Raw genomic sequence first — 13,041 nt, 5'->3', positions numbered from 1 at the left:
GTGAAGGTCATTCGTTAAAGGGCGAAATAGAAGACAAGAAAAGTGCACCGACCACATCCAAGTCGAGACGAGGACTAGCTATGGCTGCCTCTAGCGCCGCATACATTTCTTCAGCTTGGAGCAGTTCGTCTAGCTCTTGTTGGCGGGCCAGTCCTTGTAGGCGACTAGCCCTCGCCTCCCCTTGTGATCGGCGCAACCGACGCTCCTGAGCGCAGACCTTCAGCGCGCTCTGTATATGCTCGATATACACGGGTGCGCTCCGTGCCGCGACTGTGGCGATGTCCCGCTGGCTCCCACACAATCCACCCCAGTTGCGTAACCAGGTCGACTTGATGTCCGTTGGTAGTCTGCGCCAGCGTTTAGCGTTCAGATTGAAATCACATCGAACTCCCTTCAACGTCGGAGCATACTTACTGGTCAAGAACTCGCTGGGTTCAGCTTCAACCCTTCCATTGCCGTGCACCCAAACGCGGATGGCCAGGGGAGGTAGCAAGGTGCCTGCCTTGCGAGCGAGTACTTGCTGTTTCAGGGACGAAGTATCTTCACCCTCCTCGTTGAGGGCGGGGCGCACCATAAAGTCAAAACGGAAGTACAGATCGGCGCCACTAGGATCGTTGACTTCGTACTGCCGATTGGCCCGCCAAACTGCAAAAGCACGCCCCCGGTCATCAGTTGCACAAAATTGCTCAAGCGAGGCCACAAGAGGATCTCCGATGCGAAGTAGCCGGAGCCCTTGCGCCAACCCCCGACGACTCGTGACGGTGTTTCGCTTGAACGCATATTGGTAACTCAGCGGAAAGCGGGCGCTTCCGCCGATGGCTCTCTGGTCGACTGTCGCTAAAAAATGCTTAAGGAAACCTGCTAGGGGTAGCAGCGTTGCTTTCCCACCGCCGCGATAGGCATACCCCACTCGAAACGGGGTATCCGTAGTTTGTTCACCTAATTCGTTTTCGCTACGCCAGTCAAATTGCAGCGAGTCAACCGCCAGCATTTTGAAAGCAGCACGCCATTTAATCCAATCGCTATCTGCATCCTCCAGTGCGTCCATGCCGGGAATTTCTCGGTTAGCTAGAGCATCCAGACTATCTTGGTGATTCAATTGCCGTACTTCGCGTTGAACCCAGCCGTCTGATCCACCGAGTTGATCCGCGTGTACTTGGAGAGCGGCGGTGCCCTGCTCAGACCATTCGTATGCCAGCGGCTCGGAGGTCGACTCGATCAGATACTGTAGGCTTGCCACAGATTGGCGAAATACGCCCCAGCCACTGTCCAGAACTTGAGCCCAAGCAGCTTCGTCCGGATTTTCCTCATCAAGCAATACATAGGACACGATTGGATCGCCGGTTCCGTAACGGTCCAATCTCCCCAAACGCTGTTCAATGCGATTCGGAGAGGACGGCAGATCATAATGGACGGCAACTTTGCGCCCGCCATGCAGATTAACGCCTTCTTCCGCGCGCGCATCACACACTAGTACACGCACCTGGTTAGGCGAGTTGAGGAACTGCTCCCACTCCGGAGCAGCCACCTCCGTATCTTCGTCTACCTCTGCCGGTTCGTGACGAACAACGCCATGACCTATCTCGCGAGCCAAAACCTCAGTAACCAAATCGGCATCCTGTGGCCGATCGCAAAAGACGACTATCTGGGTCGCAGGTACTTCCAGGATCGTGCGGATCTCACCGCACAATGCATTCACCCGTGCAGGGTCAGAAAGTAGGCGCTCAGCGGCATGATCAACGGCTCTCGCTTGAGCGAGTAAGTCAGGTTCATCCAGCCCAGCAAGGGTCAAGGCCCGCACTAGCGATTGTCCTGAATGGGAGTGAACAGCCGCCTGAAGCAGCGATTGGTGGACGTGGGGAAAAGATCCGTAGGCTGCCAACGCCAATCGCAAGTCTTCCAACCGATCTCGCCACGTAGCAGTAGCCTCACCGCTAAAGACGATTGTCCGCATACCTGCTCGCCGAGGCGTTGCCCATGGCACTGCTGTACGACGGTTGCGCAGGAGCCTACGGTGCAATCGGTAGCTTTCCACCAAGTGGGTCTTGAGGTCTTCCAAAGCGACTAAGAACTGAGAATCTTCCTCGTCAGGAAAGGTATCTAATACCTTTTGTAGGGCATCAACCTTCTCCACTAGCAGAGGATCGTCAGGATAGCTCTCTAGTAATCGATCAAGGTCCGGGCCAAGACCCCAGACGTTTTCAGGTAGGAGCGTCGAAACCACTTCTGCGATGACTTGGCGGGATGCAATGCGACGCTTGAACCCGTCGAGGTCATCAAGAGGGAAAACCACCGGGTCCAATAGGTGCAGAACCCGAAGGAACTCCTCCGCATTGCCTAAGACCGGAGTCGCCGACAGCATCAGCAACCTCGTCAAAGACGGGGCATGTGATCGCAGTTGTTCATACAGTTCGCGCTGTTCAGCGGTAGATTGCTTGGACAGATGGTGAGCCTCATCGACCACCAACATGCCAGCGTTAGCAATCACTTGAGACAATCGATTCAAGTCGTCATACGCAATGACATGCAACATGTCATCCAGTTCGGCACCTAGACCGAATCGGACTGTCAACTCACGACGCCACTGGTACACCAAGGCGGGCGGGACGATCAGCACCGCCCGTGCAGCAGGATCGTCGATAAAGTACTGCCGCAAGATGATCGCTGCCTCGATCGTCTTACCCAACCCCACCTCATCTGCCAACAAATACCGCTGAATAGGATCCGAGAGGACTTGGCGCACTACATCGAATTGGTAGTCGACTAGGTCGATCGAAGAGCAAAGCGCGGCAGAAACACCTGCGACCGCATGATGCTGACCAGCCACAGCACGGACGAAATCTGCCCTCGCATCAGCTAGGAAAGGTGTCTCAGTGGCTTGAACAGCCAACAAAGGTAGTGGATCGTTAAGTGGCCGACTCCACCGAACCTGCAACTGTTCAGCTTCGAAATTCTCCATTTCCCCATTCGGAAACTGCACAAAAATGATCGCGCCATCATCCTCGAGCACACGACCAACCTGCCAATACAGGTCGGCGTTCTGACGATAGACTCGAGTTTGTGCAGGTAATTTCGCCTGTACTAATTGAGAAGATGGCACTTCGACCAGGTCAGGCAACAGAGCGCCCGGTGCATCAAAGTACTGGACTCTGGCGACACCTTGAGTTACCCCACATAGTTTCCCAACACCCCAGTTCGTGTATCGGGGGGACGATATCCGAACAAAAGCGCCCATACGCAGTGGAGATTTTCTCTCCATCATCAAGCTGCCCCTTTAGCTAGCGATAGCCAAGGATACTTAGCTTGAAAAATTACGGAGCGCGGAGCAGCCCCCCAAATCGCTCGCAAACGCGACAAATTAACCGTCCTCATGGGGCTATATCACTTCCTTGATGCGACGTAACCACAGTATCCACTCACAATGTGTAGGTAAAGCCTTAGAGCAGGCGAATTGCCATCCCATACTTGCAAGCATCCTTGCCAAAGTAGGTTGCCATCCCGAAACCCTCGGGCTAGAGTGCGCCCGTCGTGGTCAATCCCACGGCCGGGTGTGGTAGCCCGATTCACACGAAGGCGCGGTTGCGTCATAAACGAGAGCAGGCCCTTCTCAGGATCTGCAGTTTTCTCGTGCATTTATGGCGGGCCGTGTGAGGCAGGCTTCGGCCTGGCCGGCCTTCCTTCGTGGGTCGGTCTACCACCCTTGCACGGTCCGCCTCCATTCGTGTGGTAGCGAATGGCTCGCGGCTCCTTAATCTCACGAAGGAGCATAAGGAAAATGCGCTACCTACTTTTTACCCGAGAGCTCCGCCTTGGGCTTCAGGTCTTGCTGTCCACCTCTGATCTGGAGGTGCGCCATGGCTGAGCTCGAATGCTGCGTTGTACCTTTCCCGCTACAGCGAAGCCCGCTGCATGATTCCGAACGCTCTCCCCTACCCTCTGAAGCTGCAGCTGAATTGCGTGGCGTGATGCTCGGCAATCTGCTCGATCAACTAGCTGAACCTGACGGTTTGCAGCCAGCCGATCTGCGCGTGCGTATAGCTGCTCACTCAGCGCTGGCTCTACTCGATGAGATGGTCGTGCTCTATCGCCGCGCCCTCTCTGACGCTCGAGGAGGTGCCAGATGAGAAAGCGCGTTATCACCTACCTTCCGTATAGCGACGGCCATCCAGGCATGGAAATTGCCTGGGCTGCCGACTGCAGAGAAGCGTTCAACCAGGGCGTGAGGCTGGCCCAGACCTGGCTCGACAACGCCCGCAGTGGATGGCTCTGGGCAGTGATGATCGCGGAGCGCGATCTGCTGCCCTGCGCTATTGAGAGGCGAGCTTTTGAGGTGGGTTTCCTGAGTCGTATCCACCAGCGTATGTGCTCGCATCATCACTGCGGTGAGCAGGCCGAGACCTATACAGCGGGTGATTGCTTTGGCCACAGAAAGACCCTGACGCTCGCCGGAGCGTCAAGGCTGACCTGAGCCATGGCAAATGCCAATGAAGCGGCCTGTTTACACAGGCCAGGAAGGAAGGTTCTGAGCTAACGAAGTGCAGGGTCAGCGTCCTGCCTGTTCGCACTTCGTTAGCCCAGAGACCGAAGAATATTTCGGTAGCGGCCGTCTGCCAATCCAGTTGATAGGCGCTGGCTACAGGTGGCGACCGGCCTCGTTCCTTTCTCGTTGCTGATTCAGGCCATATCTGCAGTTCTGCAGCCGCCAACAACACCTCTTTGTGTCTGTCGCTGGGCCGACAGAGCCTGCGCGCTGCGCTTGCTGGTGGCGCCTGCAAGATTGGTGGAATGGCGGTCTTGCTGTTTCCTCTCACCGTATCACGGCGTTCTCGCCGTCAAGGGCTGCATGCGCTTCGCGCATGTGCGGCCGGGCCGGCTATCGCCCCCTGACTGCTGCGCTGCGCCGTGCTGGACCGGTTCCGGGCAATTCCGCCCGAGCAACTGGAGCATGATCATGTCGCAGCTTTCTCTCGTCTTTGACGCTTCCCTGATGATTCGCGACGAGCAAGGTCGCTATCTGCCTGCCACTGCAGAACAGATTCTGAGCGCTGCTCGCAAGGTGATCGATCAGAAGGTTCAGCGAGGAGCAGCCTTCACGTCTTCGGAGCTGGTCAAGGACTATCTGATCGCGAAGCTGGGTGGCTTTGAACACGAGGTTTTCTCAGTACTGTTTCTGGATGCCAAGCATCGCCTGATCCAGTACGTCGAGATGTTCCGCGGCACCATCGACAGTGCGTCTGTGTATCCACGCGAGGTGGTCAAGGAAGCACTGCACCTGAATGCGGCTGCAGCGATCTTCGCGCACAATCATCCAAGCGGAAATCCAGAGCCAAGCCAGGCTGACAAGGTGCTCACACAGCGTTTGAAAGAATCCTTGGCGCTGGTCGATGTCCGCTCGCTGGATCACGTCATCGTGGCTGGCCAACGCACGGTGTCTTTCGCTGAGCTTGGGTTGCTATGAACCAAGGGGGCTGAGCCCCCTTTTTGCGGCGGTCTTTCAGGCGTGCGCAGCGTGTTCCGTCGGTTCCTCCTCCTTGGCCGCCAGCCCAACCGTCCAGTGACCACCGTTCTCTTGGATCAGATGCAGCAGGTCGTAGGTTCTGATCATGTCCAGTAGACCAGAGTGGCCGTAGGCGTTTGGCGAGAATGCCGGATCGGTACGTTTGAGGTACTGCACAACGGCGCTCAGGGTAACCTTGCCTTCGCTGGTTCCACCTGCAAGCAGAGATACGGCATCGACCACGAACCTTGGTCGCCGTTTGACGACAGGCTTGCAGGGCTCCGGCTTGGCAGTTTCCTGCTTGCAGTTCGACTCAGTCTTGGCCGCAGGCTTCTCGGCATGCTCCGCAACAGGTTCCTGGAAATGCTCCTCGCGACGCCACTCGAAGAACTGGTCACTGGCGTTGCGCAGTGCGTCGGGGGTCTTGGGTTCACCGACGATGCAGACGGTAGCGCCGCGCTCTCTGAGCTTACGGCACAGGTAGGCGAAATCTGAGTCGCTGGTTACCAGGCAGAGCGTATCCGCGCGCTGATCGAATAGCGCCTCCATGGCATCCAGGGCCAGGGCGATGTCGGAGGTATTCTTGCCGGCTGCATACTGGTACTGCAGGCATGGCGTGAAGGCCAGTCGAACCAGAGCCTCCTGCCATTTGTTGGCCAAGGTGCCGTGATTGCCATATCCCCTTCTCAGGACGACACGGCCGAACTGGGCGACCACACGCAAGGCGTGTTCCAGAATCTCGGGCGATACGTTGTCACAATCCACCAGAACAGCTACACGCGTTTCTCCAGCCGGAGTGAAAACTCCCATCCCTGCTCCTTTTGTGATCCCTGTTGAGCCAATAGCCTCACGACTGCTGCCAGCACGACAATTACAGACCGGGTGGTCTAGCTCGGGTCTAGATCATTTGGCGAACTTGCGCGTCTTCAGTTCCAAAGTAGAAATACCGTGCTGGACAAGCGATCAGATTGTGAACCAGCAGCCCACTGGCCTCCAGCATCAACCAGTAGCTTTGCGTAAGTCACGGCGGAAATTTTCCAAACTCCGGAAGTCGCTAGGTGACTTGGCTACGGTCACTGTCGGTCGGCCACCAGGATGAGTAAGCCGTCCATGCTTACCTCCACGATGGAAGCGCCATCCTTGACGAACCAGTTGACGGATGAGCGCATCGATTTCTTTGTTCGAACAGTACTTCATGCGCCCTCTCCTGCCTGCAGGATGTAGCGTGCGATGAAACGCTCAATGTCGAAGGACATTTGAGAAATGGCCGCATCCGCACCTACCTCCAGGATCGGCCTACTGTAGGTGTAGCCGCTCCCCACAATCAGCGGGCTGTTCTGGAAGAAGCGCCCATGTGGATCAACCATCAGATAGGATTCGGCCATGTCCTGATTGTCTTCCGGACATAAGATATTCGCGAAGGCGCGATGACGTAGGACAAAGGCGGCGAACTGCTCTTCGCTGATGCTCAAGTGCTGGTTGACCACGGGCAGCATGCGCAGGACTTTCCACTTCTGCGGAGCAAAACGGCCCAGAAGATCGCTCATGTCTTCAGCATGATTGGCCTGATTGACCACAGTATTGAGCTTGAGCCTCAAACTAGGGTTGAACTGACGAACACTGTCGAGGGCGCTGGCCAGATCGCTCAGGTTGAGAAGCTTGCCACGACGGTCGACTCGGCCGATTGCACGGTTGGTCTCAGAACTACTCGAATCGATGCTGATACCAAGCCAGGTTAGCTGGGGTGCCAAACGATCCAGTAACTCCCGGGTCAGACTTGCCCCATTGCTGATCATCGAGACTTCGAAGCCAAGCGCACGGGCCTGACTAACAATGGCAGGGAGCTTCTTGCCATGTAGCAAGGGCTCTCCGCCAGCCAGATTGAGACGGACGGAGCTCCAGGACATTCGCCTAGCCAGCGGATTGGCGTGGTTGGTCGGGTGGAAGAATCGATACAGTTCTCTAAGCAACGCTGTGGTTTGCCCTAGATCGAGTATCAGCTCTCGTGGGCACGCAGATTCTTTCCATGCTGCATAGCAGTATTGGCAACGGTAATTGCATGCTTCGGTGAGATGCCAGTTTAGGACAAGCTGGGTGGGTGGTTGCATGAAGCGGACTCCGTCTGTTGGGGTCCGCGCAGGATCTCAGTGCACCTGATTACCCGGTATGCAGAACGGCGTCCCCCCCTCCTCATCGTTCCTGCGTAGGGGGGGGGGGTACACGATTTTTCAGTGGTAAGGTTGCAACGCTTTGCAAGGATTAACGCACCGTCAACAACACCAAGGACAGGCGCCATGAGCACCCTACCACTGGCCGAAGCTATTCTACTGGAGATTCATCAGAGCCTCGGCTGCTCAAGCTATCCGACCACCAAAAAGAACAAGTTTGCGAACGGGCAAGACAGCCTTGCAGCCCACAAGGCCATGGGCGAAGAAGTCCTGCACGCTATCTTCGATGCTCTGGATATGGATCCTCGGGCTCGCCTCGATGTCCTCGACAACCTTACCGAGTTCGGGAACGCCTACAAATATCTAGAGCTTAATACCTGGACCTTTGCCGCCGATGAGCGCCAGATCCTGTGGATGCTGCTGGGGTACTTCTATATGCCTGGACTGGCTCGCCGCGCCGCATTTTGGAATCTGGGCAAACCATTGGACACGGGCATGCCTGGCGGGCGCTTCTGGTATCTGCCCGAACCCCGCGGGGTGAGCGGAAAACAGAGCCTCTATCTACCCGTAGCCCAGGTAGTGGATTGGCTACTAGATTTACTGGGGATGCCACTAGAAGAGCTTGCCGATCAGCGCAGTGAGATCACCAGAGGCGGACATGATGGCCTACGGCGCTCCCTGTACAACTGGCGAAAGGATACCAATATCCGCCCCGACTCCTTCCGCAAGTACTTTTCGGACAAAGCGGTGTTGGACTTCAAGGGAGCGTTCACCCTCGACAACAGTCGCTCGCCTGCCGAGCAGTTCGCCGACGCGCAGGCATTCGTAACACGCAAACAACTTACAGCAGACCAACTCCGCCTCGAAATTCCGATGACCCAACCGGGTCGCCTTGAGGCCATTCTGGATGGTGCTGCTGATGAAGATGAAAAAGCTGCTTTCATCGAATGCCTGGCCGATCGTTATGCTATTCCGTCGCTACACACAGTCCGTCAACGCCTGCTCTTTGCCCGAATGGTGCAGGATGGTTATGAGCGTTTGCTCAAATTTCTTTGCCCCGGCGTTAACTCGCAATGCACTGACCCTAAGCAGAACAAACTGCTGCAGCCACTCGCTATCTACAAGTTTGTCTACAACATGACTATCGACGCTTGGCGTAACTGCGGGGATAAGGGCGAGGCGGCAGAGAATGCTTGGTTCGAGGAGCATCTGCCCGCCACAGATAGACGTGGGCTATACCTTTCCATCCTGCCGTCACGTCGAGAAACTGCCAATATGGAGCTGGCACACCTGCTGACGCGCTACTTCTTCGAAGTACAGGCAGGCGCAAAGCTTGAGGATCACTTGGGGCTCGATACGGAATCCGCACGGCCTATCATCATGCGCAATGCGGAACGTGCTGCTGCCATTGCAGACGAACTGAATACAGAGTTGCATCTGATAGCTCGCATGACGCGCACTTCCTCGTGGCGAGCCTTGCAAAGTGAACATCGCTACTGGGTAGTCAGCCAAGTGGTCAATCACTCCGAACTCAGCACACGCGCCAAAGCGGCCGCGATTCAGCGCCTGCGTGAACTGGCCCTCACACCGGCACAGACTGTCCAGGCGATTCTGTTCGAGCTCAATGCTTATCTGAACGGCGACCATCAACAACGCCCGAAAGACTGCAGCAAGCGGGTCCAAGCATTGCTTGACGAAGCCGAGGCGAGCGATGGTTACGTTCTGTGGAAGGCGGCAATCTTGCAGTACAAGGCCAAGCATCTGTTGGCCAGCAATGACTTCGAGGGTGCTGGCAAGCTGTTTCGGGAGGCTTTAGACGCTGGACTGGAGCGCAACTGTGGGCCATTGCGTGGTGAAGTGGCACGGGACTGTCTTGCCATAGCAGTGGCTAATCAGAGGCTCGTACCGGAAAACCACGAAAAATATTATCGAGAGATGTTGGCCGGAGGAATGGTCGAGAGTAGTGAGATTCCCAGCATCGAGGATACGGCACGCTGGGCCAGCGATTATTTCTGGAGCACGCTGTACAAACCCTACCCGGGTATTGAGCAGTTGGAGCCTCTGGCTCGTGAAAAAGTGCAAGAGTCCATCAGACTTCTGATGGCCGGTGACCAGACGGGACTGCTTGACTGGATACAGCGCAATCGCAGCAAACTCAACGCGCCACTTCCGTCGGTGACCGGTGATTCACTGTTGATGCATTGGATAAAGGGACACAGCAATTTTCTTCGCGGACTTCCCCACCTTCGATATATGACACCAAACGAATTGCAAGGCGAATGGAGCCGTCTTGAGATCATGCTTAAACACTGGCATCAAGCCATTGGCATGTTGGCACTGAAGGCACCGAAACAGCTAAATATTTCTGACTTCAAGAAGCAAACCCCGCTCATGCTGATGGCGGAAGTTGGGGATACTGAGATGGTCACGCTAATGCTGGAGGCAGGTGCCGACCCTGATATGCAGGATGTGCAGGGCATGACCGCTCTGCACTCTGCGATCAAGTCCGGCGTGAACAGTTGCGTCGATGCCCTGCTCGATCATCCATGCGGGCTGGACAAGACCACTTTTGACGGCCAGTCTCCGCTTCATACTTCAGCCTGGACCGCGAATCTGTATGCGACCGAACGTCTTTTACAACTAGCCCCTGAGCTTGCATGGAAGCGAAACCTGCGCGGCATGACTCCGTTGGAGCAGGTTGAGATCTTGATAGAGCATCCAGAGGCGTTGGCCGCTCTAGCTCATAAACTCGCTCAAGCCGGTAATCGCTGTGCCAGCAGAAATGACTTGTTGCGCACTGCCCACGTGTTGGAGCAAGCGATACCGATGACCTCAAGCTAACAGCTATCAGAGACTGGACGCCTTCTGCGTCCAGTCTCTGTTCTGGTTGCTGTCACCACTCGTGGTGAAGTTCTCCCTGTTTAAAAGCAGGGGTTCTTGCCCCCTCAAAATCAAGAAAAATAGACGGTTTCCACCCGGCCGCTGCGCTGGGTGGAGCCTCCGCGATTTTTCCTGATTTTTTCACGACCGCCTTAGTCGCCCTAGTCGGCAGGGGTTCATGCGCAGCGCAAGCGCAGAACCCTGAAGATGAAGGAGCGAAAGCCATGAGCAAAGAAATCAGGATCTACGTTGCCGACCTGGCCGTCTACAACGCCGGTCATCTGCATGGTGTCTGGATCGACGCCACCCTGGAACTGGAGGACATCCAGGCGCAAGTCAGCGTCATGCTGGCGGCCTCGCCGGTCAAGGATGCAGAGGAATACGCCATCCACGATTTCAAGGGCTTCGACGGCTACCGCCTCGGCGAGTACGAGGGCCTCGAAAGCGCCCATGAGGTTGCGTGCTTCATCGAGGAGCACCCCGAGTTCGGCGGCGCCCTGCTCGCTCACTTCAACGACCTGGAGCAAGCGCGCGAGACGGCTGAGGAAGATTACTGCGGCTGCTACAGCTCGCTGGCCGACTACGCCCAGGAGCTGACCGAGGAAACTACCGGCATTCCGCAGCACCTGGCCATGTACATCGACTATCGCGCCATGGCCCGCGACATGGAGTACAGCGGTGACCTGTTCACCCTGGAAACCGGTTTCGAGCAGGTGCACGTGTTCTGGAATCGCTAGGCATCGGAAGGCACCGGGGCGATCCGGTGCCTTGTTTTCTGCGCCCCTGCCCTGCCGGTCACCCGCGCGCCCCACCCGGAAGGCTGATGTCCCGGCGGGCACCCCTGGCGATCAGCCTGGAACGCCACGTTGTGCCTCCAGTTGATTGGGACCGTTACGGTCTTACGTTTCTGCCCAAATCCTTCGATCCGTATCCACGGATTTACGGATTGGTGGGAAAGCGGTTTTACGCTTCTACGGATTTACAGATATCCGCCGTTGCGGTTTTCCGGTTTTGTGGAAAGCCGTAGCCCCGTAAATCCGTAGGGCTACGCGTGCGGAGCTTGGCGTGCTTGAGCACCGTGGCCGGTGACACGCGTAGATGGGCGTATCCGATCAGCGCTCAGATCTTCCCGGCATCAATTCTCGCGCCTCCTGCCAGCGCATTCGCTCAGACCCAACCCGGCATGATCGAATGCGACGGCTACCGCACGGTGCACCTCCCACGTCAACGGAGGACACACCATGTCGCTCTCAACCAAGCTTTCCCGCCAACCACGTCGCATCGATATCGATGCCCCACTGCACCGCAAGGCCGGGCCAACGGCGCATGCCATGCGGCCCGTTGAGAGTGCTGGCGAGGCGCAAACACCACAGCACTGCTCTGCCCCCCGCTATCTCACCAACAGCGAAGCAGCGGACTTCCTGCGGCTGTCGCCGCGCACGCTGGAGAAGCAGCGGGTGATCGGCGGCGGGCCGCGCTTTCATAAGTTCGGCCGGCGGGTGATGTATGCGCTTGCCGATCTCCAAGCCTGGGCCGGTGAGCGCAGCTTCGAGACCACCTTCGATCCCGAGTACATCGACCGCCACCCGGGAGCGCAGCGTGATGATCAGTGAAACCTCCGCCAATGAATCGTCAGCATCTCGATTTGCCTTCGCAGAACGAGCAACTGGATCTGTTCCGTGCCCTGCCGGGGGACATGGCGCCACGCGACGCCCAGGACCTGATGGCGCATCCGTTCTTCTCGCTGGCCAAGTCGCGACGCACGGTGCCCATCGACTTTCGCTCGGGAGAAGTGACGGTCCGCGTGGAGGGCACTTTGGAGCATGGCATCGCCACGATCTGGGATGCCGACATCCTGATCTGGGCGGCCAGCCAGCTTGTCGAGGCGCGCGATGCGGGCATCCCCACTTCGCGGCTGATGCGTGCAACGCCCTACCAGATCCTGCGTTTTATCGGTCGTGGCACCTCGCTGCGCGACTACCAGCGCCTGAAAGCTGCCCTGGACCGGCTGCAGTCGACAAGCGTGGCCACCTCCATCCGCGAGAGCACCGGCCGGCGCCTGCATCGATTCTCCTGGATCAACGAATGGAAGGAGCTGGCCGCGGCGGATGGCCGGCCTCTGGGCATCGAGCTGATCCTGCCGGACTGGTTCTACAGTGGGGTACTGGATCAGGCCTTGGTGCTGACCATCGACCCGGCCTACTTCCGTCTTACCGGCGGCATCGAGCGCTGGCTGTACCGCCTGGTGCGCAAGCACGGCGGCAAGCAGGAGGGCGGCTGGCAATTCGATTTTCGCCATCTGTACCGCAAATCAGGCAGCTCCGCGCGCTATTCGGACTTTGCCTTGGATGTACGTGCACTAGTCGCCCGGCAGTCGCTGCCGGGGTATCGCCTGGAGATCATTCCCCTGCCACCATCGACCGAGCTGCTGGCCTTCCGACGCGTGCCGTAAACGGCACGGGGATAACTTGCGTAAAGGCTGTGAATACAGTCGTG

At 57.2% G+C, this 13,041-nt stretch carries 11 protein-coding genes; 7 read left to right on the top strand and 4 right to left on the bottom strand.

Annotation, left to right across the window (positions count from 1 at the left end; genetic code table 11):
- Positions 1 to 7: 7 nt before the first annotated feature.
- Complete coding sequence (gene dpdE, locus GYM54_RS01285) at positions 8 to 3,235, bottom strand: protein DpdE (RefSeq protein ID WP_257626596.1); 3,228 nt, start codon at positions 3,233 to 3,235, stop codon at positions 8 to 10.
- Between the two features lie 619 nt (positions 3,236 to 3,854).
- On the opposite strand from dpdE, the gene GYM54_RS01280 reads away from it, so the two are divergent.
- The 3 genes from GYM54_RS01280 to radC all read left to right on the top strand — a co-directional run bounded on the left by GYM54_RS01280 (position 3,855) and on the right by radC (position 5,458).
- On the top strand, positions 3,855 to 4,124 hold the full coding sequence (locus GYM54_RS01280; protein ID WP_197444665.1) for a hypothetical protein: 270 nt from the start codon (positions 3,855 to 3,857) through the stop codon (positions 4,122 to 4,124).
- The gene (locus GYM54_RS01275; protein WP_197444664.1) at positions 4,121 to 4,468 is read left to right on the top strand and encodes a LasR-specific antiactivator QslA; all 348 of its coding nucleotides are present in this window, start codon (positions 4,121 to 4,123) and stop codon (positions 4,466 to 4,468) included. The genes GYM54_RS01280 and GYM54_RS01275 overlap by 4 nt, the downstream gene beginning before the upstream one ends.
- 483 nt (positions 4,469 to 4,951) lie before the next feature.
- Complete coding sequence (gene radC, locus GYM54_RS01270; protein ID WP_197444785.1) at positions 4,952 to 5,458, top strand: DNA repair protein RadC; 507 nt, start codon at positions 4,952 to 4,954, stop codon at positions 5,456 to 5,458.
- A 36-nt stretch (positions 5,459 to 5,494) separates the two neighbouring features.
- Here the strand turns inward: radC and GYM54_RS01265 are convergent, their stop codons facing one another.
- From GYM54_RS01265 to GYM54_RS01255, 3 genes are all read right to left on the bottom strand, one after another.
- Positions 5,495 to 6,307, bottom strand: a complete 813-nt coding sequence (locus GYM54_RS01265; RefSeq protein ID WP_197444663.1) for an NYN domain-containing protein — start codon at positions 6,305 to 6,307, stop codon at positions 5,495 to 5,497.
- A gap of 189 nt (positions 6,308 to 6,496) precedes the next feature.
- Positions 6,497 to 6,694, bottom strand: a complete 198-nt coding sequence (locus GYM54_RS21915; protein ID WP_125851392.1) for a type II toxin-antitoxin system HicA family toxin — start codon at positions 6,692 to 6,694, stop codon at positions 6,497 to 6,499.
- Entirely contained in the window at positions 6,691 to 7,605 is a 915-nt protein-coding gene (locus tag GYM54_RS01255) for a viperin family antiviral radical SAM protein (RefSeq protein ID WP_197444662.1), read from the bottom strand. Before GYM54_RS01255 ends, GYM54_RS21915 begins: the two co-directional genes overlap by 4 nt.
- 186 nt (positions 7,606 to 7,791) lie before the next feature.
- On the opposite strand from GYM54_RS01255, the gene GYM54_RS01250 reads away from it, so the two are divergent.
- The 4 genes from GYM54_RS01250 to GYM54_RS01235 all read left to right on the top strand — a co-directional run bounded on the left by GYM54_RS01250 (position 7,792) and on the right by GYM54_RS01235 (position 12,997).
- Positions 7,792 to 10,506 (top strand): ankyrin repeat domain-containing protein, encoded by a 2,715-nt coding sequence (locus tag GYM54_RS01250; protein WP_197444661.1) that lies wholly within the window; start codon positions 7,792 to 7,794, stop codon positions 10,504 to 10,506.
- A 263-nt stretch (positions 10,507 to 10,769) separates the two neighbouring features.
- Entirely contained in the window at positions 10,770 to 11,282 is a 513-nt protein-coding gene (locus GYM54_RS01245; RefSeq protein WP_197444660.1) for an antirestriction protein ArdA, read from the top strand.
- Between the two features lie 594 nt (positions 11,283 to 11,876).
- Positions 11,877 to 12,158 (top strand): helix-turn-helix transcriptional regulator, encoded by a 282-nt coding sequence (locus GYM54_RS01240; RefSeq protein ID WP_374105185.1) that lies wholly within the window; start codon positions 11,877 to 11,879, stop codon positions 12,156 to 12,158.
- A gap of 11 nt (positions 12,159 to 12,169) precedes the next feature.
- Positions 12,170 to 12,997, top strand: a complete 828-nt coding sequence (locus GYM54_RS01235) for a replication initiator protein A (protein WP_197444658.1) — start codon at positions 12,170 to 12,172, stop codon at positions 12,995 to 12,997.
- Positions 12,998 to 13,041: the final 44 nt, after the last annotated feature.

This window comes from Pseudomonas sp. MTM4 (assembly GCF_019355055.1).
GTDB lineage: Bacteria > Pseudomonadota > Gammaproteobacteria > Pseudomonadales > Pseudomonadaceae > Stutzerimonas.
The sequence above is the reverse complement of the archived record's forward strand: the minus strand, read 5'-3'. Positions and strand labels throughout refer to the sequence as shown.